This window comes from Mucilaginibacter pedocola, assembly GCF_002013915.1.
Classification (GTDB): Bacteria; Bacteroidota; Bacteroidia; order Sphingobacteriales; family Sphingobacteriaceae; genus Mucilaginibacter; species Mucilaginibacter pedocola.
The window spans coordinates 338,094-364,375 of sequence record NZ_MBTF01000034.1 but is presented as its reverse complement, the minus strand read 5'-3'; the positions used below and the strand labels follow the sequence as shown (position 1 = coordinate 364,375).

At 47.2% G+C, this 26,282-nt stretch carries 19 protein-coding genes; 7 read left to right on the top strand and 12 right to left on the bottom strand.

What is annotated here, in order from left to right; translation table 11 throughout:
• The first annotated feature begins 123 nt into the window (after positions 1 to 123).
• Positions 124 to 519 (top strand): hypothetical protein, encoded by a 396-nt coding sequence (locus tag BC343_RS22085; RefSeq protein WP_078349961.1) that lies wholly within the window; start codon positions 124 to 126, stop codon positions 517 to 519.
• A 164-nt stretch (positions 520 to 683) separates the two neighbouring features.
• On the opposite strand, the gene BC343_RS22080 is transcribed toward BC343_RS22085, so the two are convergent.
• The 7 genes from BC343_RS22080 to BC343_RS31995 form a co-directional block, all read right to left on the bottom strand.
• Positions 684 to 1,688, bottom strand: a complete 1,005-nt coding sequence (locus BC343_RS22080; RefSeq protein WP_078349960.1) for a glycosyltransferase family 4 protein — start codon at positions 1,686 to 1,688, stop codon at positions 684 to 686.
• A gap of 1 nt (position 1,689) precedes the next feature.
• A complete protein-coding gene (locus tag BC343_RS22075; RefSeq protein ID WP_078349959.1) occupies positions 1,690 to 3,966 on the bottom strand; it encodes a glycosyltransferase family 4 protein in 2,277 nt (758 codons plus the stop codon).
• Between the two features lie 378 nt (positions 3,967 to 4,344).
• The gene (locus BC343_RS22070) at positions 4,345 to 5,535 is read right to left on the bottom strand and encodes an aspartate aminotransferase family protein (RefSeq protein ID WP_078349958.1); all 1,191 of its coding nucleotides are present in this window, start codon (positions 5,533 to 5,535) and stop codon (positions 4,345 to 4,347) included.
• Positions 5,536 to 5,753: 218 nt separating this feature from the next.
• The gene (locus tag BC343_RS22065; protein WP_078349957.1) at positions 5,754 to 8,333 is read right to left on the bottom strand and encodes a TonB-dependent receptor domain-containing protein; all 2,580 of its coding nucleotides are present in this window, start codon (positions 8,331 to 8,333) and stop codon (positions 5,754 to 5,756) included.
• A gap of 112 nt (positions 8,334 to 8,445) precedes the next feature.
• Entirely contained in the window at positions 8,446 to 9,402 is a 957-nt protein-coding gene (locus BC343_RS22060; RefSeq protein WP_078349956.1) for an acyltransferase family protein, read from the bottom strand.
• A 177-nt stretch (positions 9,403 to 9,579) separates the two neighbouring features.
• Positions 9,580 to 12,360 carry a leucine--tRNA ligase gene (leuS, locus tag BC343_RS22055; RefSeq protein ID WP_078349955.1) on the bottom strand — a complete coding sequence of 927 codons (2,781 nt, stop codon included), beginning with the start codon at positions 12,358 to 12,360 and terminating at the stop codon, positions 9,580 to 9,582.
• A gap of 354 nt (positions 12,361 to 12,714) precedes the next feature.
• Positions 12,715 to 13,290, bottom strand: coding sequence for a MutS-related protein (locus tag BC343_RS31995; RefSeq protein WP_394333386.1), 576 nt, complete (start codon positions 13,288 to 13,290; stop codon positions 12,715 to 12,717).
• Between the two features lie 1,293 nt (positions 13,291 to 14,583).
• On the opposite strand from BC343_RS31995, the gene rlmH reads away from it, so the two are divergent.
• The 3 genes from rlmH to BC343_RS22035 all read left to right on the top strand — a co-directional run bounded on the left by rlmH (position 14,584) and on the right by BC343_RS22035 (position 16,804).
• Positions 14,584 to 15,057 (top strand): 23S rRNA (pseudouridine(1915)-N(3))-methyltransferase RlmH, encoded by a 474-nt coding sequence (rlmH, locus tag BC343_RS22045; RefSeq protein ID WP_078349953.1) that lies wholly within the window; start codon positions 14,584 to 14,586, stop codon positions 15,055 to 15,057.
• A 45-nt stretch (positions 15,058 to 15,102) separates the two neighbouring features.
• Positions 15,103 to 15,318: a KTSC domain-containing protein gene (locus BC343_RS22040; RefSeq protein WP_078349952.1), complete on the top strand. Its 216-nt coding sequence runs from the start codon at positions 15,103 to 15,105 to the stop codon at positions 15,316 to 15,318.
• 100 nt (positions 15,319 to 15,418) lie between these two features.
• Positions 15,419 to 16,804, top strand: a complete 1,386-nt coding sequence (locus BC343_RS22035; RefSeq protein WP_078349951.1) for a S41 family peptidase — start codon at positions 15,419 to 15,421, stop codon at positions 16,802 to 16,804.
• Positions 16,805 to 17,061: 257 nt separating this feature from the next.
• Here the strand turns inward: BC343_RS22035 and BC343_RS22030 are convergent, their stop codons facing one another.
• Entirely contained in the window at positions 17,062 to 19,512 is a 2,451-nt protein-coding gene (locus tag BC343_RS22030; RefSeq protein ID WP_078349950.1) for an outer membrane beta-barrel protein, read from the bottom strand.
• A 208-nt stretch (positions 19,513 to 19,720) separates the two neighbouring features.
• Here BC343_RS22030 and BC343_RS22025 point away from each other — a divergent pair, with 208 nt between their 5' ends.
• Positions 19,721 to 21,007 (top strand): alpha/beta fold hydrolase, encoded by a 1,287-nt coding sequence (locus tag BC343_RS22025; RefSeq protein WP_078349948.1) that lies wholly within the window; start codon positions 19,721 to 19,723, stop codon positions 21,005 to 21,007.
• Between the two features lie 150 nt (positions 21,008 to 21,157).
• Here the strand turns inward: BC343_RS22025 and BC343_RS22020 are convergent, their stop codons facing one another.
• On the bottom strand, positions 21,158 to 22,339 hold the full coding sequence (locus BC343_RS22020; RefSeq protein WP_143822316.1) for an asparagine synthetase B: 1,182 nt from the start codon (positions 22,337 to 22,339) through the stop codon (positions 21,158 to 21,160).
• A gap of 388 nt (positions 22,340 to 22,727) precedes the next feature.
• On the opposite strand from BC343_RS22020, the gene BC343_RS22015 reads away from it, so the two are divergent.
• Complete coding sequence (locus BC343_RS22015; protein WP_078349947.1) at positions 22,728 to 23,165, top strand: peptidylprolyl isomerase; 438 nt, start codon at positions 22,728 to 22,730, stop codon at positions 23,163 to 23,165.
• Between the two features lie 145 nt (positions 23,166 to 23,310).
• The gene (locus tag BC343_RS22010) at positions 23,311 to 23,814 is read left to right on the top strand and encodes a DUF5606 family protein (protein ID WP_078349945.1); all 504 of its coding nucleotides are present in this window, start codon (positions 23,311 to 23,313) and stop codon (positions 23,812 to 23,814) included.
• 262 nt (positions 23,815 to 24,076) lie between these two features.
• On the opposite strand, the gene BC343_RS22005 is transcribed toward BC343_RS22010, so the two are convergent.
• From BC343_RS22005 to BC343_RS21995, 3 genes are all read right to left on the bottom strand, one after another.
• Positions 24,077 to 24,484 carry a Dabb family protein gene (locus BC343_RS22005; RefSeq protein WP_078349944.1) on the bottom strand — a complete coding sequence of 136 codons (408 nt, stop codon included), beginning with the start codon at positions 24,482 to 24,484 and terminating at the stop codon, positions 24,077 to 24,079.
• A 236-nt stretch (positions 24,485 to 24,720) separates the two neighbouring features.
• Complete coding sequence (locus BC343_RS22000; protein WP_078349942.1) at positions 24,721 to 25,644, bottom strand: cation diffusion facilitator family transporter; 924 nt, start codon at positions 25,642 to 25,644, stop codon at positions 24,721 to 24,723.
• A 250-nt stretch (positions 25,645 to 25,894) separates the two neighbouring features.
• The gene (locus BC343_RS21995) at positions 25,895 to 26,266 is read right to left on the bottom strand and encodes a DUF1634 domain-containing protein (RefSeq protein WP_078349940.1); all 372 of its coding nucleotides are present in this window, start codon (positions 26,264 to 26,266) and stop codon (positions 25,895 to 25,897) included.
• Positions 26,267 to 26,282: the final 16 nt, after the last annotated feature.

Genomic DNA, 26,282 nt, shown 5'->3' with positions numbered 1-26,282 from the left:
TAGGCTGTTATTACACGTAAATGACTGATAAACACCCTCGAACATGCGCCATGGCATACCCCTTGCAATACGCTGTTTAAATGCTTGATACAAAGCCCCCGTTTACATTTAATACCCTACACCATGGACCATTACAGAGAAATAAAGAATAACCTTACCTGGCATAACGAAGGTAAGTTTGAGGTAGAGTTGACCAACGGCGTGATCACCCGCCTCAATTTTTGGGAACCCGGCAAAGGCCCCGAGGATGAGGGCAAATGCCTTACTTCTACCAACTATAAATACCTGCAAGCGGTACATTCTGCCCTTGGCGACCTGTTCACCTTTATCGACGAAGAGAACAAACGCCTTGGCTATAGCTATGCCCGCCCTATGGAGCCCGGCAGCTATAACGAAGAGGTAGTGCAAACTCCCTATAAACCTGCCGCAGAAGCTAAGTTACGCCCGGTGCTGAACTACGATAGCAACCCTGAGTTGAGCGATATTTCGGTAGGCGAGGGGTTGAGGGATATTGGGTAGTGTGTGGAGGGTGGTGAGTGGTTTACATTGCGCCATTTTCCGCTGCCGCGAGTTTTCAACTCGTGGTGCGCACAAGGTCAGCTTTCAGCTGACGGAAGCTGGAAGCTTCCACCATGCCGGCCACGAGATACGCTTTCGCTGATCTCGCGGCAGCGGGTTCTTATTTATGCCAATATCTGCTCATACAGCTTCAAATAATCTTCAGCCATTTTCTCTGCGGAGAATTGTGAGCTTGCCCAATCGCGGCAGCGTTGGCGGCTAATGTTGCCTAATTGCGTTACGGTATCTGCGGCTTCTTCAACGGTGTTTACCAGAAAGCCTGTGCGCTCATGCTGTATCAGTTCGGGCATTGAGCCTTTGTTGAAGGCTATTACCGGCGTGCCGCAAAGCATGGCCTCGGCTACGCTCATGCCAAAGGGCTCGGCGAAGTTTATGGGGTGCAGTAGGGCAGCGGCTCTGCCTAAAAGTTCGTTACGTTTTTCGGGGCCGGCGTGACCGATGTACTGTATCTGCTCGTCCAAAAAGGGCTCTACTTTTTCGCGCCAGTAGTTCTCATCTTGTATAATGCCGGCTATCAGTAGTTTCTTATTCGCTTTTTTTGCTATCTGTATCGCTTCGGCGCAGCCCTTATCGTGGTGGATGCGGCCGAAGTACAGCAGGTAATCTTCGGGCGTTTCAGTAAAGGCGAAGTCTGCCGTATTTAAACCATTATAAACGGTGGAAATGTATTCCAACTCGGCGCTGCGGTCGGCATTGCTGATAGATACGTAGTGCCCCCGCGAATTGTATTTCTTATAAACGGGAATGATACGCGGCGACGAAAAACCGTGGATGGTTGTGATCACCGGCGTTTTTATCAAGCCCGAATAAGTAAGCGGCAGAAAATCGAAGTTGTTGTGGATGATGTCGAACTCATCCGCCCGCTCCATCAGGTTGCTGATGTGAAGGCACTCTAATACCTTTGCATCCTGCGTGCGGTCTTCCTCATACCCATGTTCGCAAATGGCTTCCAGCTTGCCTGCGGTGATAGAATCACCCGTGGCAAATAGCGTAACATCTACGCCCAGTTTTATTAAACCTTCGGCAATATTTGATGCTACCTGCTCCCACGGTCCGTAGTGCCTGGGCGGTGTGCGCCAGGCAACGGGTGCTAATATGGCGGCCTTCACGTTAGCAGATCTTTACGTGTTCGCCAACTTTGTTGTATTCGTATTCCAGCTCAAAGGCCTTCAGTACGGTAAGGTGCGATATCAGGTATGCAAGCGTACTTTCGGCGCCCTGGTTGCGGTTAATGCCGGTTGGCAGCAAGCCGTCGCAGCAGCCTTTGGTCTCGTGGTCGTACAAAGGCGCGCGAAGTGTATTCTCGCCCAGGAACCATTTGTAACTGAGGAACATTTTCTCGATATATTGCGGCTTGCGGAATATCTGGTAGGCCTGGAAGTGCATCAGCACCATGGCCATTGTTTCGATGGCCTGTTGATCGTAAACCGGGAACTTGCCGCCACGGTAATACCAGCCATCGTTACCCACAGGGCTTAAGTAACCGTTAGATAGGGTGAGTTTATCCAGGAAGCCCATGGTAGTTAATGCTATTTTCCTAACCTTCTCGTCGCCGGTTATTTCGCAGGAATGCAGCAGCGCAAGCGGCAGTATGGCATTATCATAGGTCATACTCTCCTCGAACCATTCCCAATCGTCGCTGCGGGTGTTCTCATAGGCTTCTACCAAGGGTTGGGTCATCCGTTTCAATTCGTGCACCATCCCTTCATCCTGCGGGAAGGCTTGAAGGTACAGGCTAACGCCGATGATGGTATTGGCAAAGCCACGCAGGTAGCGTAAGGCTTTAAAGTGCGGGTACGAACGGTGAAACAGCTCCAGCGCAAACTCGCGGTACGAGTTGCTGGCAGCGCAGCTAATGAGATGGCCAAGCGCCCATATGGTACGGCCGAAGGAATCCTCGGTGCCTACTTCGTCCAAGTACCGCCTGTCGAAGCTGAGGAAATTGCGGAAGTTGCCATCATCCGTTTGCATGTAATGTATATAACTCAAATAGATGGGCAATAGCCTGAATGCTTCCTGGCTGCCGTTACGCTGATATGCCATCAGCGCCATAATAAGGGCGCGGGAGTTATCGTCCACGCAATACCCTTCCTTCAGGTTAGGGATGCCGTATTTGGCGTGCTGAACGATACCGGTATCATCTGTTAAACGCAATACATGCGCCAGGCTGAATTTTGGCAGCACTTCGGGGTCAACAATGCTGTTCTTTAATATCTTCTCGCTGAAATCGTGTTTGTCAACGGCTTCCTGCGCAGTTTTAATAAATTCGGCACCAATAACCGGCCAACGCAGGTGTAAACCATAATCATAAGCGTTTTCTTTCAGCTCTAACAGCGCGGCATCGTTGCTTAGTAATTCATTCACGGTTGCAGCCAGCGCATCGGCATTTTTAAAATCGAACAAACGGCCACGCCCTTCGGCCAATAACTCGGTAGCATGCCAGTATGGGGTTGATACCACCGCAGCACCAGCACCTACCGCATAAGATAAGGTACCGCTGGTAATTTGTGCTTCGTTGAGGTACGGGGTTACGTAAACCTCGCAGGCAGTAAGGTAATCTATCAGCTCATCCTCGGCTACAAACTTGTTTACAAAGGCCAAATGCTGCGATACTTTCAGTTGCGCGGCCAGGCTTTTCAGGTGGTCGCGGTACTCTTCGCCCGAGTGTTTTACCACGCCGGGGTGGGTGTTGCCCAGCACCACGTACATCACATCGGGGTGTTGCTCCACGATTTTGGGCAGGGCCTTCACTACGGTTTCCAAACCTTTGTTACGGCTGATTAATCCGAAAGTGAGCATCACACGACGGTTTTTAAATGGCGTAATGTTTTTAACAGGGTTATCGGCAGGCGCTTCCAGATCGGGTACGCCGTGCTCTATTATCTGTATCTTATCGGCAGGGATATCGTAAATATTCACCAAAAACTCTACCGCACGTTTGCTCATTACTACAATTTTTGACGATTGTTCGGCTATCTCGCGGATGATGATGCGCTGCACGTAGCTTGGGTCTTTCAGGATAGTGTGCAGGATAGATATCAGGGGCTTCTCCAGCCTGTTAATCAGGGGCAAAATATAAATACCGCTTTCGCCGCCATAAATACCGAACTCGTGCTCCAGTATCACAGCATCAACCGTACTGGTGTTAATGTAGTTTGCTGCGCGGATATAATCCTTTTGGCTGTTTTGGCGAATAACGTATTTCACGTCTTCAGGGTATTCATATTCCTGCAGGTCCTCCGAGTCGTTCAGGGCGACAACGAAGCCGCCATCCAGTACGCTTTTCCTTTTAGGAAAATTGGCGTTGATGGCCCGCATCAGGTTCTGATTGAAGGTAGCGATACCGCACTCGCGCGGCGGGTAGGTAGATATATAAGCGATTTTCATAGGTAGATGTGTATGCCGATACTTTTGTTTTGATGAAATAGAACGTTGTGGCCCAAAAAACATGCAATTGTTGGCTTAAAAAGCGCATTTACGGGGGTAAAAAGCAGGTTTTTGCCGGGCATGCACTGTAGTGCACAAACTGTACCAAGTTAACGCCGCAAGGCTGCGGGTAACTGCGTTTTTACATTAAGATTATCGTATTAATTAAAATTGAGGTTATCGTATTTTTTAACCGCAAAGTGCACAGAGACTTAGCAAGGCGGTGAGCCGCAAAGAGCGCAAAGAAAAAAATAAAGAATATTTTGATAAAGAAAGTATAGCGTCGACTTGAAAACCTTTGCGGCTCTTTGCGAAAACTTTGTATCCCTTGCGGTAAAATTAGCCGACGTAAAACTCAATTGCTTCCAGTATCACCCCACAAGCATGCCGTATCTGCTCTTCGGTAATGATGAGTGGCGGGGCAATGCGCATGGAGTTGCTGCAATGCAGGAACCAGTCGGTTATCAAGCCGTTCTCTATGCAGCGGTCTATGATCTTTTTATTCAGGTCGAAGCTTTCAAATTCGGCGGCCAACATTAAGCCCTTGCCACGGATGCCTTTTATTGCCGGGTGTACCAGCAGGCTGCGGAACAGCGCTTCTTTTTCGGCAACACCATCTACCAGCTTATCGTTCAATAAAACATTCAGCGCTGCTAAACCTGCTGCACAGCAAACCGGGTGCCCGCCAAAGGTAGTAATGTGGCCCAGTATCGGGTTTTCTTTCAATGCCGACATCACTTCCGTAGATGCGATGAAAGCTCCCACCGGCATACCGCCGCCGAGCGCTTTGGCCAGCAGCAAAATATCGGGCACTATGCCGAAATGCTCAAATGCGAACAGTTTGCCCGTACGGCCAAAGGCGGCTTGTATCTCATCTAATATTAACAAAGTGCCGGTTTCGGTGCAGCGATTACGCAGTGCCTGCATATAGTTTACATCAGGCACGCGGATGCCTGCCTCGCCCTGTACGGTTTCTATGATCACGCAGGCGGTTTCTGTGGTGATATATTGCAGGTCGGCAGGTTCGTTAAAACGGATAAAGCGTACACCCGGCAGCAAAGGGCGGTAGGCTTGCTTAAAATCCTCGTTACCCATTACACTGAGTGCACCATGCGTACTGCCATGGTAGGAGTTGTGCATGGCCACTATTTGCTGCCTGCCGGTAAAACGTTTGGCCAGTTTCAGCGCACCTTCCACGGCCTCGGCACCCGAGTTGGTAAAGTAAACCGAAGCTAAATTATCCGGCAATATCGAGGCCAGTTTCTCAGCGAAACGCACTTGCGGGGTTTGCACGTATTCGCCGTAAACCATCAGGTGCATGTATTTATCAACTTGTTCTTTTATGGCCGCCACAACTTCGGGGTGGCTATGGCCCAGGTTGCTTACCCCAATGCCCGATATCAGGTCGGTAAACGGCCGGCCTTCTTTGTCGTACATATAAACACCTTCGGCACGCTCAAACTCCAGCAGCAACGGGAAGTTGGTGGTTTGGGCATTATTGTTCAGGAAGAGTTGGCGAAGAGTAAGCATGGGGGCAAAGGTAGGAAATTAGGAAATTCTAAGACCGAAACTCTAAATTCTAAAGGGAGAAAGGCAAATTCTAATTCCTAATATCGAAATTCTAAGAAGAAAGAAATTCTAATTGTGAAGATCTAAATTCTAAAAATTAGAAAAAGACGACAAACCAAAACAGGCCTTCCGTTTTACCGGAAGGCCTGTTTTAACCGTGGTGGGGTTTTTGGCAATAATTACTGACGGCCGCCTGATGGTGCACCACCACCGCCGCCTACGCCGCCCTGGTCGCCGCCCTGCATTTGGTCGTCGTTGTTTACGCCTTTTTTCTTTTGTTGCGGGTTGCTGAAGCTTAGCTTACCAAAGCTGTAGCTAAACGTAACACCGAACGATTGGAACGGCACCTTGGTACGGCTGGTTTGGCTGAAACCGGTGCTCGATATATTTTGGTTGAACGATTTGTTAACCGCAAATGGCTGCACGGTGTTGAAACCGATAGACGCCTTTTTGTTCATGAACTGCTTTTTAACACCCATTGCATAGATACCGAATGCCGGGCTGGAACCCTGTATGGTACGGCGCGCCGAGTTGGTGAAACCAAACGCCTCCACAATAAAGTTTTTTGGCAAGGTTAACTGTGCGCTACCGAAGGCAGTATATTGCGCACGGGTTTTCAAAGCATCAGGATTTACCGCGTTAAGGAAAGCAGCATCTACCGTTGGGTTGTAAGTAAACACGTTTACACTACCCCTTATGGTTAATATTTTAATAGGGTTGATAGAACCGAAGAAGCTGGCACCGAACGAATTGTTGCTACCGATGTTCTTAGATTCGGTACGGGTACCTACGATGTTGTTACCATTGATCACCTCGCTTATAGGGCTGGCAATACCTTCTATCAGGTTGTTGGTGTTTTTATAGTAAACAGAGAAGTTTAACACCGACGATTTAATGAAAGTGTTGTAGTTCAACTCAACAGTTTGTGATGTTTCGGGCGAAAGGTTAGGGTTACCTACCGATTGCGCCTGTACGTTGCTGCGGTTGATGAACGGGTTCAATACCTGCAGGCTTGGCCTTTGTATACGTTTGCTGTACGATACCTTGAAGGTTTGCGTACCCATTTGTTTTTGGATAGTTAAGCTTGGTATGTAGGTATTGTAGCTTGCATTGAACGGTTGCAGATCCTGGAAGTTGCTGCTGCCCGAAGATTGGTATGGGTTTTTAGGGTCGCCGGTTATTTGGGTATTCTCGTAACGGCTGCCTGCTAAAATTGAATAGTTTTTAGGCAGGCTGAAAGTTAACACGCCATAACCTGCGTATACGTTTTGGTCGTAATCGTAAAGGTTCGAGTTTAGGTTATCGCGTACCGGGTTAAGGCCGCTGTTGTCAACCGAGAAGATATCGTACACACTGCTAATGCGGCGCTGTATGGTTTTACCACCGGTTTCAACCTTTAATAGTTTGCTTACCGGCAATACATAATCGGCCTGTACGGTGTACTCGTTATTTTTACCATCATTAGCACCTTTTTGGCTTGGGTTAACTGCAGTGAACAAGTTTTGGAAATCAGTTTTAATGATGCTGTGGCTCCACTGGCCCGATACGGTTAACTCGTGGCCTTCTTTTTTGAACTTGTGGGTATAATCGATATTCCAGTCGAAACCGCTGAACTTATTGTGCGATACGTTGGTGCTGGTGTAGGCCATGCTTTTGGTAGGGTCTAAATTATCTACACGGTTGCTGGAGCCCTGGCCATCAAGGTTAAAACCACCATCGTTAAGCCTTAAGGTGCTGTTGATGCTGTTGAAACCGTTGAACTCGTACCCGGCAGTGATAGAACCCATAGCGCCATGCCTTTTCATACGGCTGCTGCTGTTACCAAAGTTGTGTACATCAACCGCCGCTGCAGTGGCTGTTGCCGGTGTTTGGATGGTTTGGTCGCTTTCGGTATGCGTAGTTTGCGGCCAGGTAAGGTTACCACCCAGGTTAGCCGAAAGGTTAAAGCGATTTTTGTTGTAGTTTAAGTTGATGTTACCATTGTTTTGACGGGTACCTACACCACCGCTAACACCACCGCTAATACCGGTAGCATTTTTTTGTTTGGTGATGATGTTGATGATACCGGCCGAACCTTCTGCATCGTATTTGGCAGATGGCGAGGTAACTACCTCAATGCTCTTGATCTGGTCGGCAGGGATGGTTTTTAACACATCGCTCAGGCTGGCAGATGTTGCACCCGATGGTTTACCGTTGATGAGCACGCGCACGTTTTGGTCGCCGCGCAGGGCTACGTTACCGTTCATATCTACCGATACCATAGGCACTTTCTGCAATACGTCGGTAGCGTTACCACCGGCAGCGGTCAAGTCTTTTTCGGCATTGTAAACCAGTTTGTCTATCTTGTTTTCAACCAAGGCGGCCTGGCCTACTACCTGTACCTCTTTTAAGGCACGGGCGCTTGGCGACAGGATGATGCTGCCTAAACCGGCATCGGGTTTAGATAGGGTAGTGGTAACCGGGTCGATAGTTTTAGTTTGGTAGCCCAGGAAAGATATGGTGATCTTGTAGCTGCCCGCTTTGATGTTATCGAGTTTAAAGCCACCTTTTTCGTCGGTAAGTACACCGTTCATGGGCGCTTTGCCACCGCTCCTGTACAAGCTGATGGTAGCATAATCTACCGGCTTTTTAGTAACCGAGTCGATAACCGTACCGGATATCTTCCCTACTATAGAAGAGCCGCCTCCCCCGCCCGTGAACTGGGCTTTGGCAGAAAAGGAAGCACTAAAGATCATTAAAAGTAAAAGTACACGTCTCATGTATATGTTCAATTTTGGTAATTGGAGGCGAAATTGCTTAAAATGTTACAAGCCATTCTCCCTTTTTTGTAAAATATTGGCAAGTGTAATGTAGATGTTACACTAATGGTAATTAGCTATAAGTGATGCGTTTGGAAAGTTTGAGGCAGGGTTTTTCTACCAAAATGTAAAAGGCATAGGCAAATAGGATGCTTACAATAATGCCTGTGCCAAACTCCAGTGCTTTAAAACCAAAGGTTTTAGGCAGGTGCTGCCCCATAGTGGCTACCAGGCGGCTGCCAACGGTATCGTGCGTGAGGTATAGCGAGAATGATATAGCGGAAAAAAAGCCGATAATGCGGTTTGCCTTAAGTGGCAAGGCCAGCAATATTAGCGCGAACCAGCCAGCAGAAGTTTCCATCCAGCCCATATTTAAATAACTGATGAAGGTTATGGGCAGGGCGAAAAGTAGTGCCGTTAATAGCGTTGTTTTTTGGGTAGAGTACAGGTAAAATAATATACCCAACGCAAAAACAGGGAATAAGCCCAATAGGTTGGCTCCGGGCAAATGCAGATAATGTGATAATACCGACAAGCCCAGTAAAGCCCAAGCCCCCCATTTATTGTTCAATAGCGGAAAGGCCAAAGCAACAAAAAGGTAAAATTGAAACTCGATGCCCAGCGTCCAATAAACGGGGTTAACATATTGAGCATCGCTAAAATTGTTGATATAGGCCAAATGCCCCGCAAGGTTAGCCCAATCGGGTTTGGTATATGGTGCCAGCGATAGGCCCGCCATAATAAGGTTTATCAGCAATACCACCGCAATGGAGATAATATAAGGAGGCTCGATGCGGATAATTCGTTTAGCAATAAACTTCGGCGCCAAACGCCAACTGTAGTTTTGCGGGATGGCCTTAAAAATAATAAAGCCGGATAGTACAAAAAACATGTGTACCCCCAGCCAGCCATATTTTAAAACCGGCAAAGCCTTGCCACCCAAATGGAACAACGCCACCCCGACCGATGCAATTGCCCGGATATAGTCTACCTGCGGGATGTGTTTGGGTGCAGTTGTTGCTTTAGGCATTCTATTGGGATTTTTAAAATTCCCTCCCGGGGGAGGGGTGTGCCGGGCATGAGCGCAAAGGCAGGGAGGGGTTTAACCACAATGCCAAGCGTATTTGCATTGTGGCTAAACCCCTTCCTACACCTTCCCCAGGGAAGGAATCGCACATCCCCCCGCTTTTATCGGTATGCTATTTTGTTACAGCACTATATTCACTATCCTGCCCTTCACAACAATTACCTTTTTAGGCGATTTGCCGTCGAGGTATTTTTGTACGTCGGCATGCGAGCGGATGATGGCCTCTATCTCATCGTTACCAAGGGCTAACGACAAAGCGATGTTGGTTTTCATTTTACCGTTGATAGAGATAGGGTAGCTAAACTCATCCTCTACCAAATAAGCCGGATTGAAAGTTGGGTATGCTGCGTATGATAATTTGCCTTTGGTATAGCCCAACAGCTCCCAAAGCTCCTCGCAAATATGCGGTGCGTATGGTTCAAGAATAATAACCAGGTCCTGCAAAATAGCGCGCTTGTTGCATTTTAGATCGGTAAGTTCATTCACGGCTATCATGAAGCTGGAAACCGAAGTATTGAACGAGAAACGCTCAATATCCTGCTCTACCTTCTGGATAATTTTATGCAGCGATTTAAACTCTGCCTTAGTTGGCTCGGCATCACTCACGTTAAAATTAAAGTCCGCATCGTGGAACAACTTCCAGAATTTACGCAGGAATTTGAACACACCCTCAATGCCGTTGGTGTTCCACGGCTTGCTTTGCTCCAGCGGGCCTAAGAACATTTCGTACATACGCAGGGTATCGGCACCGTAACGTTGAGCCAAATCATCAGGGTTCACTACGTTGTAGTAGCGTTTCGACATTTTTTCTATCTCAACACCGCAAACGTATTTGCCATTCTCTAATATAAACTCTGCTTCGGCAAAATCAGGCCTCCATGCTTTAAACTTAGCCTGGTTAAGCACATCGTTCTCTACAATATTTACGTCTACGTGTATAGGCGAAGTATTGTATTCTTTTATCAATCCGTGCGATACAAAAGTATTGGTGCCTTTGCCTTCAGCATCTATCAGGCGGTACACAAAGTTACTTCTGCCCTGTATCATCCCCTGGTTGATCAATTTTTTGAAAGGCTCTTCCTCCGGCGTTTTGCCTATATCCTTTAAAAACTTGTTCCAGAAACGGCTGTAGAGCAAGTGGCCGGTGGCATGCTCGCTGCCGCCAATGTATAAGTCAACCGCTTTCCAGTAGTCAATAGCTTCTTTCGATGCAAAGTCCGTTTCGTTTTGCGCATCCATATAGCGGTACCAGTACCAGCTGCTACCCGCCCAACCCGGCATGGTGCTCAGTTCGTACTCGCCCTCGGCGTGTTTCCAATCCGTAGCACGGCCTAATGGCGGTTCGCCGGTTTCGGTTGGTAAGTACTTATCTATCTCGGGCAACAACAATGGCAGTTCGCTTTCCTTGATTAAGTAGGGCAAACCGTTTTTAAAGTAAACCGGCACCGGCTCGCCCCAGTAGCGCTGGCGGCCAAAAATGGCATCGCGCATCCTGAAGTTCACTTTTGCTTTACCAGAGCCTATCGATTCCAGTTTGGCAATTACGGCGGCGGTACCTGCTTTGTAATCCAACCCGTTCATAAAGTCCGAATTGATGTAGGTGCCTTCCTTGGTCGGGTCGGCTTCGGTATCTATCTTTTGAATATCCAATATCTGCACTACCGGCAAGTCGAAGTGTTTAGCGAAAAGGTAATCGCGTTGGTCGCCGCTTGGTACGGCCATTACAGCACCTGTACCATAGCCTGCCAGTACGTAATCGGCTATCCAAAGTTGTATCTTCTCGCCGTTCAGTGGGTTTAATACATAGCTGCCGGTAAATGCACCCGATACGGTTTTTGTATCGGCCATGCGGTCCAGCTCGCTTTTCTTTTTGGTTTTGGCAATGTATTCTTCAACAGTAGCTTTTTGCTCTGGTGTAGTTAATTGGGCAACCAACTCATGCTCCGGTGCCAGCACAACAAAGGTTACACCGAAGATGGTATCAACACGTGTGGTAAACACTTCGATAACCTCGCTGCTATTTTCTACAGGGAATTTAACCGAAGCGCCAACGCTTTTTCCTATCCAGTTGCGCTGCATTTCTTTCAAAGGTTCGGGCCAGTCAATGGTATCTAAACCTTCCAAAAGGCGTTGAGCATAGGCGGTGATGCGCATACTCCACTGCATCATTTTCTTTTGCTCAACAGGGTAGCCGCCGCGCTCGCTAAATCCATCTTTCACCTCGTCGTTCGCCAATACGGTACCCAATGCGGCGCACCAGTTAACGGTACTTTCGCGCAGGTAAGTTAGGCGGTATTTCAGCAATTCGGTTTGTTGTTCCGCTTCGCTAAAGGCTTTCCACTCCTCGGCGGTAAAGCTCAAAATATCTTCGTCGCACACGGCGTTTATGCCGGCGCTGCCTTTGCTTTCAAAATGTGCAACCAATTCAGTTATCGGCGCAGCCTTGTCCGCATCTTTATTATACCAGCTGTTGAACAACTGCATAAATATCCACTGCGTCCATTTGTAATAATCCGGACTGCTGGTGCGCACCTCACGGCTCCAATCGAACGAGAAACCTATCTGGTCCAGCTGGCGGCGGTAGGTGGCAATGTTATCTTCGGTAGTTACCAAAGGGTGCTGCCCGGTTTGTATGGCGTATTGCTCGGCGGGTAGGCCGAAGCTGTCGTAGCCCATTGGGTGCAATACGTTAAAGCCTTTTAAGCGTTTGTAACGCGCAAAAATGTCTGATGCTATATAGCCCAGCGGGTGGCCAACATGAAGCCCGGCACCACTTGGGTAGGGGAACATATCCAGTACATAGTACTTGGGTTTATCGGTATTATTTTCGGCCTTAAAGGTGTGGTTATCTGCCCAAAACTGCTGCCACTTCTTCTCTATTTCCTTAAATTGATAGTCCATTTTATTAATTGCGCGTGTGAGGGGGCGAAAATAAGAAAAATGACGGTTAGTTTGGTAGAGATTATGGGTTTAGGGCGAAAGAGAGTGGTTGATTAGGTGAGTGGTTGGTGGGGAGGTTAGAGAAGTTAGAATGAGGATTCAATATATCATCCGTTTTCATTTCTGCCCATTTGCTTAATTCTTTAACATTCGAGTTCCGAAAATGAGATGATGGCGCCCCCTGCGGACCGGGCTTTCCAGGGCTGCGCTGCGCTCCGGCCCCGTTGCCCCGCTCGCCCCCACCGCACCGTGGCTAAACCCTTCCAATCCCTGTCGCATTTTTTTCCGATGTTTAAAAAGAGCTTCATCTGCACATCAATCCTCTGTAAATTCAATTCCGATTTGCTTTAGCAACAGTGACGCGTTGAAGGTTTTGCACTCGCCGTATTTCAGTTTGTAATCGAACAGCATTTCGCCGTTGATGATTTGTATGTCGAAATAATAGTTGCGTACGTAGGCCGGGTATTTGTCTTCCAGTCGGGCTATCTGCAAGTCGTGAGTGGCTACCATGCCTACGCCTTTTTTGGCTATTAGCTGCTCTATCACCGCTTTGCTCCCCAGGTATTTATCAACCGAGTTGGTACCGCGCAGCATCTCGTCTATCAAAAAGAAAACGCGCTCTTCGTTCTCCACGGCCGCCAGCAGCATTTGCAGTCGGTCGAGCTCGGCTTTAAATGTTGATGTGCTTTCGTTCAGGTTATCTTTAATACGCATATAGCTTACAATGGTAACTACCGATACCTGCATGGCCGATGCGCAAACCTTTGCACCCGCCAGCGCCAGCACGGCGTTGATGCCTATGGTACGTAAAAAAGTACTCTTGCCCGCCATATTACTGCCGGTGATGATATCGATATGCAGGGCATCATTCAGTTCGTAATCATTAGCCACACGGTTGCCGTTACGGATGAGCGGATGGGCGATGTTGGTGGCGGTAAGCGTGTAGCCTTCTGTTTCTGCAATAACGGGAACTGTCCAATCGGTATAATTAAGGGTGGGTACCGCTATGCTGATGAGCGCCTCAAATTCGGCTATTACATCAAAGGCTTCCTCTATGTTTTTGCTGTTGCTGCGTTTCCAGTTCTCAATGGCGGTTATCTGCTTAATATCCCACAGAAAAAAAGCATTAAGCACCACGCCGACTATCATATTGAGGTGGTAGTTAAGCTTATTAATTAGCTCGGCCAGCTCTTTTATTTTTTCAGATGTTTTATCGTCCTTCAGCTTTTGAGCCAGGGCAGCGGTGTATTCGGCTTTCCAATCGTAGGTTTCAATTTTGCGGAAAACATCGGCATAGCTGTTGAGCACTTTGCCAATTTTATCGGCCACTACGTCGGTTTTGCGGATGTAAGCCGCTTTTGAAAATACAATGCCTAAATGGATAAGGCCCATCAGCACAGGTATCACCTTTAATACGGGCATAAAAACCGCTGCAACAATACCTGCCGCCAACAGGTAAGGGGCAATTTTAGCGTATTTTTCTAAAGCTTTTTCGCCCGGGAGGTTGAGCGGCATTTGCAAAAACCTAAACAGATTGGGCAAGCGCGTAGGGGCTTCGGTATTGGCGAAGAGTAACAGCGCCTGTAACTGGAGTTTCCATTCGGTATCTACCTCGGTGGTGGCTTGCTGGCGCTGCAGGATAACTTTACGCGATGCGGGCGCTTTTAACCAGCCGGCGAGTTTGTTATTGCCCGTTGCTGTAGCCGCACGGTTTATCAATTGGAATAAGGATGCTGGTCCGAAGATATCCAGGTCCGACGTGTAGAAATGTTTATCGTTATTGAACTGTTGCCCGTTGTTATACAGGTTATCGTCGGCCAATTCGTTTAATGTCACTTTTTGCAGGTTGAGGTAGTAGTCGCGCTCGCGCTCGTATACCCCCTGGCGCGCTACCAGCCAGGCAAATACCAATAGCAGTAAAACTATGCCTATGCCGGCAATGTAAAAATTATCGAACGAGATGGTAAGCGTTACGGCGAATATCATTAACCCGAACACGCCAAGGCGCGACAGTGAATAAAAATTGGCCAGCTTTCTAAATTCGTCGGCCTGCTGCCCGGCTTGCGTTGCCAGCGTTTGGTATCGGGTTATAATATTTTGGTTCATGGAGGTAGCTGCGCTTTATTTTGGGTAATTTTGCCCGGGTTCAATTTTACAACAAATACACAACATTTAGCGCCTGCAATGAGAGTGACTTTTATAACCGTTGGTAAAACCGAAGATGCTTACCTGAAGGAAGGGATAGAAAAGTACGTGAAACGGTTAAAACACTACACCAAGCTTGAACTTGCAGATATACCCGAGCTGAAGAATACCAAAGCCCTCACCGAGGAGCAGCAAAAGAGTAAAGAAGCCGAACTCATCCTGAAAAAAATAACCCCTCAAGACCATTTAATATTGTTAGACGAAGCAGGGCAGGAGTTCACGTCGGTACAGTTCGCCAATTATTTAAATAAGCGCGCCATCAGCTCGGTAGCCAGCCTGGTGTTCGTAGTGGGTGGCCCTTACGGGTTCGACCAGTCGGTTTACCAGCGTGCCAACGATAAGCTATCCCTCAGCCGCATGACTTTCTCGCACCAAATGGTACGCCTGTTTTTTGTAGAGCAATTGTACAGGGCCTTTACGATAATTAAAGGAGAGCCGTATCATCATCAGTAGGGCGCAGCCCTAAAAACCTTTTCTACTTTCGGTTGCTCTATACATATGCAACGGATACCCGTACAATCATCGGCCCTGCAAAGCATTGGGTACGATGCTGAAACCCTTACGCTCGAGTTAGAATTTAAAGAGAATAGCGGCGTTTGGCAGTACTTCAACTTTAAACCGGCGGTATTAAAGAAATTCCTTCGGAGCGTATCGTTAGGCAATTTCTTTGTTACGCATATCAAAGGTAAATACCGCGAAGAACGTGTTGGTTAAGCGCCGGGCTTTTGTAAAGAAACGGTTGCAAAGGCATAGACCCGTTTCAATAACAAGTTTAAACTTGTAAATTGAGAGCCTAAACAGCCCTCTACCCAAAATGAAACGCCTACTTTTATTTATTGCTGCAATTGCCATAGCCGGCAAAGTATCTGCCCAAACCTGCAATTGCGAAACCGAGTTTACCTACATCAAAAACTTTATGGAACAAAACTACGCCGGCTTTAAAGATAAGCAGGCGCAGATGACCAAGCCCAAATATGATAAGCTGGTTGCCCAATACAGGGCATTTACCAAACTGCCCAACGCACCCGAGAAATGCCTGCTCATCATCAACCAGTTTTTGGCCAAGTTTAAAGACCATCATGTTGCCATACGCATGAATTTTGATGCTGCCAAGTTAGATTCGGCGTACATGGCGCAGCGCGAAATTATCCCGGTAAGCGATGAGAAGATTGCCGAGTTGCGCAAATCGACAGGCTTTGAGGGCATTTACGATTTTCACGATGCGGCTAAGTACAAGATAGCGGTGATGAAGGATAAAACCGAGCTGCACGATTACATTGCCGTAATTGTAAGCTCGAACCTGCCTGGATGGAAAAAAGGCATGATAAAATGGGAAGGCAAAATGGTAAGCGATAGCCTGGCCGCCGGCGCTTTATACATGCTGAACGGCAAACCAAAACCCGAAACCTTCTACTTCGGCAAAGATGCCATCTGGGGCGACTGGCACCGCGAGAACACCAAACCCGCCCGTTCTTCCGGCAAATGGGAACCCGTGGCTTCACGAAAATTATCTGATAAAACGCTCTATCTTAAAATATCCAGCTTTGAGGCATACAATGCAAAAAACATCGATTCGGTGGTAAAGGCAAATGCCGAAGCGCTGAAAACCACACCCAATTTGGTATTAGACCTGCGTGATAATGGCGGCGGTTCTGATTATACCTACGGCCCGCTGATGCAATATGTTTACACTAACCCTGTAAAGCAAACAGGCGCAAGCCTGCTATCTACCGATGCCAACATAAAAGGCTGGGCAGCAAAGTTGGATGATGAAGAACGTTCGGAGGAAAATAAAAACTCGCTTAGGGCAACCGTAAAACTACTGGAAGCCAACAAAGGCAAATGGGTGGTAAACTCGCCGGATGGCGTGATAAATAATTTTACCAAACTTCCCTATCCGCAAAAAATAGTTATCCTGGTAAATAAAAACGTGGCCAGCAGTACCGAACAATTTCTGCTGTTTGCGCGCCAAAGCAGCAAAGTAACCCTGATGGGCGAAAATACCTCGGGCACGTTGGATTACTCTAACTGGGTAGAAGCGCCATTTTCGTGTATGCCTTACATCCTGCGTTACTCTACATCGCGCAGCCGTCGTCTTGATAAAGGCGAAGGGATAGATGCCACCGGCATAAAGCCCGATAAATACCTGAAACCCGGAGAGAACTGGATACAAAAAGCGCAGGAAGCGTTGGAGAGATAATAAAAACTTCACGTCCGGTTTCTGCAAAAACGATATTCGTCAACATGAAATAACGCTTTTATTTTGGTGCACCATCGGTGCAAAATGTCGGTAGATAACGCACAAAACGTTTATGGCATGCCGCAGGTATGCAACACCGTTTGTTTCGCACCTAACGGCGCGCTTTTATGTGGCTTGATGATATTCTACCAACATTGCGCACCCATGGCGCGCTTTTTCCAACATCTTCCAACTTTTCTAACTTCTATCAACCTTTATCAGTTTGTCGCCTTACGCATCCTGTCCTGCTCCTGTTCGGTACCGGTTTCGTGTTTGGTGGCTGCCTTTACGGTTGTTTTACCAAAGCGGTAGGTGAAGCTTAAGCGTGCTATGCGTGTTTCGGGTTTGCCTGCCACCCGCAGGTCTATGTTTTGGTAAAGGGCGTAGGCTCTGTCGCGATTGGTGTTGAATATATCGGTAACGTTGAGGCTTAGCTTGCCGCGCTTACCTAATACCAGCGTGCTTAACCCCGCATTCATATAATAATTTGGCCTAAAGCGGCGTACGCCGTATTGGTTGGCAGTTTCGTAATAGCCCATTACTTCAAACGCAAGGCTTTTGGTTAGCGCGAAGCTTTGGGTGGTGTTGAAGATGATATCTGTTGCACCTCTTTCAAAACTGCCGTTTTCGGGGTAAGCGCTGTAATGGTAATAGCCGGCGTTAACATCCAACTGGCTTTTCCACCAGGAGGTAAACTCGTTAGGCAAACTTACCTGTAAGCCAATATCTTTTACATTCCCCAGGTTGCGCATGGTGGTAGTGTTCACCTTGGTGGCATCGTTTTGGGTGTAGAAGGTGAAGTTTGCACCTGTAGTCTGTCCCGCATAAAGGCTTACCGAAATACTTTGGTTATACAGATAGGTTAGCGTAACGGTATTGGTATACTCGGGCTGTAGGTACGGGTTACCGCTCTGGAAATCGTAGGGGTCTATGTAATACAAAAACGGGTTCAGGCTTTCGTAATCGGGGCGCATAATGCCACGGGCGAAGGTTAAGGTATACTCGTTCTTATCATTCTTCACATAATGCAGCATCACATTGGGGAACAGCTTTAAATAATTGAAGGTGTTTACCTTGGGCACCGTTTCATTCACCCCTAAAGAGCTGCCAATCGCATGGGTGTACTCGCCACGCAGGCCCGCAACCATATCAAATTTACCAAAGGCGGCAGTATAGTTTAAGTAACCGGCCTGCACATCTTCCTTATACAAAAAGCTATTACTGAAGGTTGGGTCGATAGTATAAACGCTGCCTACTTTTGGCCCGAAGGTTAAATCGTTATCGCTTTTGGTATGGCTGAATTTTACACCTGCCTCCAGTTTGGCGGTTTTGCCCAGTGGGTTGCTATAATCAAGCATCCCGGTAATATTGCGCCTGTGCGATGGCGAGAGGTTTTGCAATTGGTTAGCATCGCGATACGCTGCACCCGCTGCATCAAAAAATGTATTGGTAATATACTCGTCCGACCGGCGGGTGTAGGGCAAATAAGTTACACTTGCCGCAAGGGTGCGCCCTGCTTTATCCAGCTTGCCTGAGTAATTAATGTTGTAATTGATATTCCTGAAGTCGCGCTCTACTGACGAGCCTACCAGTATCACCGAATCGAGCTTGCCCTGGTTAGATATTTTAAGGCTGTTGTTTTTGGCAAAATCGTTATTGGTAACAAAGCCGTAAACCTGCACGCCAAGGTTATGGTTGGCAGCCAGGGTGAAATCGGCGCCGAGGCGGTAATTATGGGTGATGGTTTTTTGCAGCCCGTTGTAGTTAAGGTAATAATTGCTAAGTGCGCCTCCGCTATTGATGTTTCGGTCGGTATAAAAATTACGGTAGGTTTTATTGGCGTTGGCATTGTACGAGCCGAATACGTTTACATACTTGCCGCGGCTATTGAAGGTGAAGCCGGCAATGCCTTTGTAATACCTGCCATAGCCGGCCGTAAGGTTGATGGTGCCGTTGGTGCCTATGTTTTTACCTTTCTTCAATACTATGTTCACCACGCCACCGCCTGTAGCATCGTATTTGGCAGAGCCGGAGGTAATGAGTTCGATACGCTCGATATTACTGCCCTGGGTACTGCGGAGTAAGGCTGCAAGGTCGGCACCCGTCATGTTGGTATTTTTACCGTCGAGCAGTATCAGGGCATTTTGCCTGCCGCTTATGCTTACATCATCGTTATTGCTCACCTTTACGCCCGGCGATTGGGCCAGTATATCCAGTGCGTTTTTGCCATCGGCGGTGATGCTTGCTGCCGGGTTGATGATAGTTTTGCCCGGGCGCACTTCTACGAATGGTTTTTTAGCCACAACAGCAACTTCTTTTAGTTCGGTGCTTGCGGGCTGTAAATAAATTGATGGCACAGTAACCTGCTGCCCGGCTGCTACTTTAATAACAGCCGAATATGCTTTGTTATAGCCCAGCCTTGACGCCAGCACCAGGTAATTACCGGGCTGCACAAATTTAAATTCGAAAGCGCCTTTATTATCGGCCAAAGCAGAGGCAACTACCGACGAATCGGCAGCGTTAAGCAAAACGGCAGTAGCAGCATCGGCAGCCGCATTATTTTGAATGTAGATATTACCCCTTATTACTGTTGATGCGGTTTGGGCGTAACAAAAACTATAAAAAACCGCCACCATTAGCAGTAGCAAACACCCTTTTATAACCCTCATTAACTATTAGTAGATTTTTATGCGATAATTGTATGTTTAGGACACTCCAAATTTAATAAAATATTAATTTTAAATATGCTTAATATCCTTTTTACGTTAGGTATTCATATTAGTTGCCCTGCAATTTAAAATAGATGGCCTAAAATGCTCTCTATTTTTTGATAAATTTGCCACTAATACCCCAAGGAATAAACAGGTTAAACCCCGAATGAAGAAATTATACGCTTCCGCTCTCGCCCTTGTTTGTGCGCTTAATGCCATGGCGCAAACTGTTCCGGCCAATTATGCCCCGGTGCTTGCTAAATTTACGCAGTTTTATAACAGCAACAAGCCCGATAGTATTTACGCCATGTTTGCCCCCGAAATGAAGGCCAGCATGCCGGCTGATAAATGGAATACTACCACCACCCAAATTAAAACGCAGTTGGGTACATTAAACACTGCGGTTATAGACCGCTACGCAGCCCCAACAGCTATTTACAAGGCCACATTTGCTAATGCGGTATTTTTCCTGAATCTCTCGCTTAACGCGCAGAACAAATTGATAGGCGTTTTTTTTACGCCTTATACCGAGGCAACTAAAACCATACAAATGGATGCCTCTATAAAAGAGGAACCTGTGCTTTTAAAAATGTTTACCGGCACTATCCCCGGTACGTTAAGCATCCCTAAAGATGCCAAAGGCAAAGTGCCGGTAGTTATCATCATTCCCGGCTCGGGCCCAACCGACCGCGATGGCAACAGCTCTAAAACCGGCCTTAATGGCAATACCTATAAAATGCTGGCCAATGATCTGGGTAAAAACGGCATAGCCGCCTTACGGTACGATAAACGCCTGGTGGGGCAAAGTGTATCATCAACCAAAGAGAAAGAACTGCGCTTTACCGATTATGTGGACGATGCCGTAAGCCTGGTACAAATGCTGAATGAAGACCAGCGTTTCAGCAAAGTAATCGTATTGGGGCATAGCGAAGGTGCGCTTGTCGGCATGCTTTCGGTGCGCGACCAGCCTGTGAAAGGCTTTATATCTGTTGCAGGCGCAGGCCGCCCCGCCGAAAAGATAGTGCAGGAACAAGTAGAAAAAACGCAGCCAAAATTCCTGGCCGACCAGTATAAGGTAATTGTTGATAGTTTGCGTAAAGGCAAAACTACCGATTATGTAGACCCCCAATTATATTATATAGCCAGACCGAGTATACAACCGTACCTCATGTCGTGGTTTAGGTGGGACCCATATGTGCTGATGAAGCGTGTTAAAATACCGGCTTTAATTTTACAAGGCACAACCGACCAGCAGGTAACAGTAGAAGATGCCGAGAAATTGAAAAAAGCCAATTCGGATGCCAAGCTGGTAATTATCCCCGGTATGAACCATGTGCTGAAAGAAGCCCCTGCCGATAAAACGCAAAATATGGCTACTTATAGCAACCCAGCTCTGCCCCTAAAACCTGAATTGGTGACGGCGATAGTGGAGTTTGTGAATGGGCTGAAGTAAAGCATAGCTCAGGCCCCCCAGCCCCCTGAAGGGGGAGCAGAAGTTGATGTGATGAAACAGCGAAACGCAATGCCGTCGGCATTGCGTTTCGCTTTTAAGGTATTTTCGTATTGCAAATCAAAAGTTCCCCCTTCCGGGGGCGGAGGGGGCTTACGTCTTCTGCTTTTTCTTATTAGCCGCGGGGAATAACACGTTATTCAATATGAGCCTGTAGCCTGGCGAGTTGGGATGCAGCTTCAGGTCGGTTGGCGGGTCGCCAACGGCGTGTTGGTAATCTTCGGGGTCGTGGCCGCCGTAGAAGGTCCACTGGCCCTTGCCGAAATCGCCGTGAATGTAGCGGGCCTCGTTGGCGGTTTTCATTTCGCCCATAATGGTAACGCCGGGTTTCAGGCGGTTTTTATTGTAGGCGGTAGTAAGGCCCATAAAGCCTTTTATCACTTTATCATGGTTTTGGGTGAGCATGCTGGGCACCACATCCCACTTGGCCGAAAAATCGAACAGGGTGAAGAAATCCTTCGTCCTATCTACCTGCCGGGTAGGTGTAACGTCAATATTGCTGAACTGGTGCGATTCGGGGTTCATATCCAACTGGAAATTCTGGAAGGCAAAAGTTTGCGTAAAATCCAGCTTGCTCTGTGCGACAGGGTCCACTGCATCACCATCAAACATGGGGCCGCATATATCGGTATTGGAGGCAGAAAGTGCAATATCAAAGGTGTCGGTACCGCTGCACATAGCGAACAGGAAGCCGCCCCCCGCACAAAAATCGCGTATGTGCTCCACCACCGCCAGCTTCATTTGTGATACCTTTTGAAAGCCCAGTTTACGCGCCATGGTGTTTTGCGCTTTCACATCATCGTTATACCACTGCGCGTAACGGTACGATGCGTAAAACTTGCTGAACTGCCCCGTAAAATCTTCGTGGTGCAGGTGCAGCCAGTCGTACTTGGGCAGGTCGCCTTTTATCACTTCTTCGTCGTATAAAACATCGTAAGGTATTTCGGCATATTTTAAAACCAGGGTAACAGCATCATCCCATGGCAATTTACTTTTTGGCGAATACACCGCCATTTTTGGTGCCTTTTGCAGTTTCACCAGGTCCATGTTAACTGATGGATCGCTTACTTCGGTAATGATCTGGGTAGCTGCCGCATTGGCAATTACCTCGTAGCTTACGCCGCGAATTTTGCACTCATCTTCTATCTTTTTATCGTAATTCACTAAAAAGCTGCCGCCACGATAGTTCAGCAGCCAATCAACCTCCTGTTGGTTCTTCAGCACCCAAAAAGCAATTCCGTACGATTTAAGATGGTCTTTCTGTTCTTCGTCCATAGGAATAAGAATGGAAGATGCCCTGGTTAAGAAAGGCAGCAAGCTTAAAGCTAAAAGCAGAAAGGTGAAAGGGGAGAAGTATTTATTTAGTGCTTTTATCACTTTGATATGATTGATGATTACCAAATGTAACGATTAAAGAATAAATGTATTACAAGGGTGTGGAAATGGATAGGGGTGCTGAAATAAACCGCGTTAGTGATAGCAGCGGAAAACCCACAGCCCGCGGGAGAGCCCTTTAGCGCAGGCAAGGGCGAGGATTTGCAGCGTATAGCACGGCCCGCAGGGAACGCCCAAAATACTTAATTAAGTACTACTGTAAGCCTTAAGCTTTGCGCTTTCTCCTTTCACCTCAAATGATTAACTTTGCACCCTATTTAAAATAATTATGAGCAAAGCAATAATTAAAACCGAAAAAGGCGACATGACCGTTGAATTTTTCGATAAAGATGCCCCAAACACCGTAGCTAACTTTTTGAAACTGGCTAAATCGGGTTTTTACGATGGTGTTACGTTTCACCGCGTTATCCCTAACTTTATGGTTCAGGGTGGCGACCCAACCGGTACAGGTGCTGGCGGCGCAGGTTACAAAATTGACTGCGAACTAACCGGCGAAAACCAATACCACGACCGTGGCGTACTTTCTATGGCTCATGCTGGGCGCAACACCGGCAGCTCACAATTCTTTATCTGCCACAGCCGTGCAAACACTGCTCACCTCGATCGTCACCACACCGTATTTGGTAAAGTGGTTGAGAACGTTGACGTAGTTGACGACATTCGCCAGGGTGATAAAATTTTAGGCGTAGAAGTAATTGAGGCATAGTTAAAATAAGTTGGAAAAAGTTAGAAAGGTTGGAGAAGTTGAAATAGTTTGAAATGTTTATCGCTTGATAAATTACGTTTTCCAACCTCTTTAACCTTTTCAACATTTCCAACTTTTGATAACCTCTCATAACAATATAAGAACAATGAATTTACAAGGAATAGTAGCGGTATCGGGCAAACCGGGTTTGTGGAAAGCGCTTGCGCAAAACAAAACCGGCTATGTTTTAGAAAGCCTTGATGCGCAAAAAACCAAACTGATAGCCAACCTGAGCACCGCCAAATTGGCCGCTTTGAACGAGATAACCATCTTCGGGCTGGAAGACGATATTAAACTGGTAGACGTTTTCGAACGCATGAAAGCTGCTGCGAGCGTACCATCTGTTAAAGATGATGGCAAAGCCCTGCGCAACTTCTTCCGCGAAGTAGCGCCTGATCATGACGAAGAGAAGGTATACGCCAGCGACATGAAGAAGATCATCAACTGGTTCCTGATCTTAAAAGATCTGCCTTTGTTCAGCGAAGAATTGCCAACCGCACCTGTTGCTGAAGAAGCACCGGCTGAGCCTGTTGCCGAAGCTGTTGAAGCAGAAGCACCAGCCGAAGCGCCAAAACCAAAAGCTAAAAAAGCTGCTGCTAAAAAAGCATAAGGTTTTTAAGATATCAAAGAGGCCCGATAGTATTGCTATCGGGCCTTTATTGTTTTCACGCTAACGTAATGCTGGAGTTTTTTCAGCACTTAGCACGGCAGGTAGGAGTAATGCAAAACTGATTTGCATGGCGCCTGTACTCCCGAAAACTTCCAAACTTTTGTTCGCAAGGATTATAGACAAATTGGAAACGGTGTAGGAAAAAATCTTGTCTTAATCCATCAATCCCTTAATCCTGTCCAAATAGCCAGCATAAATCGTGTTAAGCGTCTATCGCATCGTACACCACAACCTTCTCCCAAAGGTGGCTATGGTCTTTTATAAATTGTTGATGGATAGGGTGGCTTTGGTAAGCGGCCTGGTCTTCAAGGCTGGCAAAGAACATCACTTCTGATACTGCCCAGCTGTTATCAACTACATCGCGTTTCTCGGTGCTGGCTACTATGCCTACGTGCAGCTCTTTTATCTGCGCTATTTTGCCAAGCGATTTTACGCCTGCCACCAATTTATCGCGGTCTTCTATTGAGCCCGGATTTTTTAACCAAAATAGTGCATGGTGCACAATGTGATACTTATTTGTCATAGTTGTAAGAGGTAATGCTTTGGCAACAGCCACGCCGGCAGCCATGGTTGCTGCGGTTGCTATAAATTTTCTGCGGTTGGTTTTCATTTTCGGAGTAAATTACCTTTTTATCGAAATATACAAAAGCCTCAAGAGAATTATTAATTCTAAAAATACACTAATGTATAAAAGCGCATATTGTTCTTTAGAAACGCAGGGAGGGCACTGCTTTCCTGGCAGACAACGCTCGCACAATGGTTGATTATAATTGTAAAGAAAATATGCTACTAAAAGCACAGCAAAGAACAGCAGCAGCAGTTTTACCTTGCTATTCATTATGGCTGCTAACACTTCGGCTGCCCGCAATCTTCATCTAGAAATTCGGGTTCGAAGGTACTGTGGCTGATGGAGAGGTGTTCCAGGCGATGGCGCAGGTCGTGCTTAATATCGTTGAAACCCGCCATGTCCTGTGGTTTTATTACCAGGTGGGCGGTTAGTGCATTCTCTGTTGTGCTTAAGGCCCATACATGTACGTGGTGCACATCTACTACGCCTTTGGCCTTTTTCAGTTCGGCCTTAATTTTGGCAAGGTCCATTTCTTTGGGTACACCATCCATCTCCAGGCGAAGGCTGTCTTTCAGCAGGCTCCAGGTGCCGGTTAGTATTACAATGCCTATGATGATGCTCACCACGCTATCTACCCAATACCAATGGCTGAAGTAGATAATAATACCCGATACCACCACGCCTAAAGATACAATAGCATCGACCGCCATGTGCAGGTAAGCACCTTTTACGTTCAGGTCGGTATCTTTATCTTTCACAAAAAGCCAGGCAGTAAAAGCGTTAATAGCAATACCTATAAAAGCTACCCATGCTACCGTGCCACCCGCTATATTCTCGGGCTGTAAAAAGCGCATTACAGCTTCGTACACAATAAAACCTACGGCGACAACCAATATTACCGCATTGAAAAACGATACGATAATGGTGGAACGTTTATAACCGTAAGTGTAAGTACTGTTTGATTTTGCCTTGCTCATTTTAAAGGCCAGCAGCGCAAGGGCAAGCGAAGCCACATCGCTAAGGTTATGCCCTGCATCGGTAAGCAGCGATAGCGAACCGCTCCAAAAACCGGCAATAGCTTCGACAAGCACAAAAGCCGAGTTGAGGACAATACCCCAAATAAAGGCCGCGTTGAGGTGGTCGAGCTTGGGCGCATGGTCGTGGTGATGATGTCCGGCGTGGCTGTGGTCGTGGCTATGCATATTGTAAAGGTAGAAAAAAGATGTGCAAATAGGAGGCCCCAAGCCTCCGCTGGTTAGCGGAGGAGCTTTTTAAATGCAACTTTGAATATCAAACTCGGTTACCTTTTGAGGCAAGCTGCATTGCTAATAAAAGTTTTTAGCTCTTTTTGCGGGAAGGTCGGAGGGAAGGCAGCGATAACGAAACTTAACAGAAGGATAACTATAGGCGCTGAATGCAATAGTGCCGCGATAAATTAGCCAACTGAGGCCTTTACCCCGCGTGCCCGCCCAGCATGCTCGACAAGATGATGAGCAGAACGATAAGCGTAATGCCTACGTAAAGGTAGTCGCGCTCTAAAACAAAGCCAAAGGCCGAAAATACGATGCGGATAACCGGGGTGGCTATCAGCAATATAATACCTGCCTGTATGATGGCCTGCCCGCGAAACTCTAAAATGCCATGGATAATTCCTTCTGGCGAATTAATGAAAGCCGGGATGCCTTTAAAAGTATGATAATCGGCATGCTCCTGCCCGTGGCGAAGGATGTATAGCACGCCACCCACAAATACAATGGCCATAGAGATGAACACCCCTGCGCGGAGTATCCAGCCGATGATAGATTGCATTTCTTTGTTGTTCATTAGTTCAATGGTTCAT

Excerpts from the sequence above, each read along its gene's own strand:
- BC343_RS22015 (WP_078349947.1), top strand. The coding sequence starts at position 22,728 with ATGAGCAAAGCAATAATTAAAACCGAAAAAGGCGACATGACCGTTGAA.
- BC343_RS22065 (WP_078349957.1), bottom strand. The coding sequence starts at position 8,333 with ATGAGACGTGTACTTTTACTTTTAATGATCTTTAGTGCTTCCTTTTCT.
- BC343_RS22060 (WP_078349956.1), bottom strand. The coding sequence starts at position 9,402 with ATGCCTAAAGCAACAACTGCACCCAAACACATCCCGCAGGTAGACTAT.
- BC343_RS22030 (WP_078349950.1), bottom strand. The coding sequence starts at position 19,512 with ATGAGGGTTATAAAAGGGTGTTTGCTACTGCTAATGGTGGCGGTTTTT.
- BC343_RS22020 (WP_143822316.1), bottom strand. The coding sequence starts at position 22,339 with ATGGACGAAGAACAGAAAGACCATCTTAAATCGTACGGAATTGCTTTT.
- BC343_RS22025 (WP_078349948.1), top strand. The coding sequence starts at position 19,721 with ATGAAGAAATTATACGCTTCCGCTCTCGCCCTTGTTTGTGCGCTTAAT.
- BC343_RS22085 (WP_078349961.1), top strand. The coding sequence starts at position 124 with ATGGACCATTACAGAGAAATAAAGAATAACCTTACCTGGCATAACGAA.
- BC343_RS22005 (WP_078349944.1), bottom strand. The coding sequence starts at position 24,484 with ATGAAAACCAACCGCAGAAAATTTATAGCAACCGCAGCAACCATGGCT.
- BC343_RS22000 (WP_078349942.1), bottom strand. The coding sequence starts at position 25,644 with ATGCATAGCCACGACCACAGCCACGCCGGACATCATCACCACGACCAT.
- BC343_RS21995 (WP_078349940.1), bottom strand. The coding sequence starts at position 26,266 with ATGAACAACAAAGAAATGCAATCTATCATCGGCTGGATACTCCGCGCA.
- BC343_RS22035 (WP_078349951.1), top strand. The coding sequence starts at position 15,419 with ATGAAACGCCTACTTTTATTTATTGCTGCAATTGCCATAGCCGGCAAA.
- BC343_RS22070 (WP_078349958.1), bottom strand. The coding sequence starts at position 5,535 with ATGCTTACTCTTCGCCAACTCTTCCTGAACAATAATGCCCAAACCACC.
- BC343_RS22010 (WP_078349945.1), top strand. The coding sequence starts at position 23,311 with ATGAATTTACAAGGAATAGTAGCGGTATCGGGCAAACCGGGTTTGTGG.
- BC343_RS22075 (WP_078349959.1), bottom strand. The coding sequence starts at position 3,966 with ATGAAAATCGCTTATATATCTACCTACCCGCCGCGCGAGTGCGGTATC.
- leuS (WP_078349955.1), bottom strand. The coding sequence starts at position 12,360 with ATGGACTATCAATTTAAGGAAATAGAGAAGAAGTGGCAGCAGTTTTGG.
- BC343_RS22040 (WP_078349952.1), top strand. The coding sequence starts at position 15,103 with ATGCAACGGATACCCGTACAATCATCGGCCCTGCAAAGCATTGGGTAC.
- rlmH (WP_078349953.1), top strand. The coding sequence starts at position 14,584 with ATGAGAGTGACTTTTATAACCGTTGGTAAAACCGAAGATGCTTACCTG.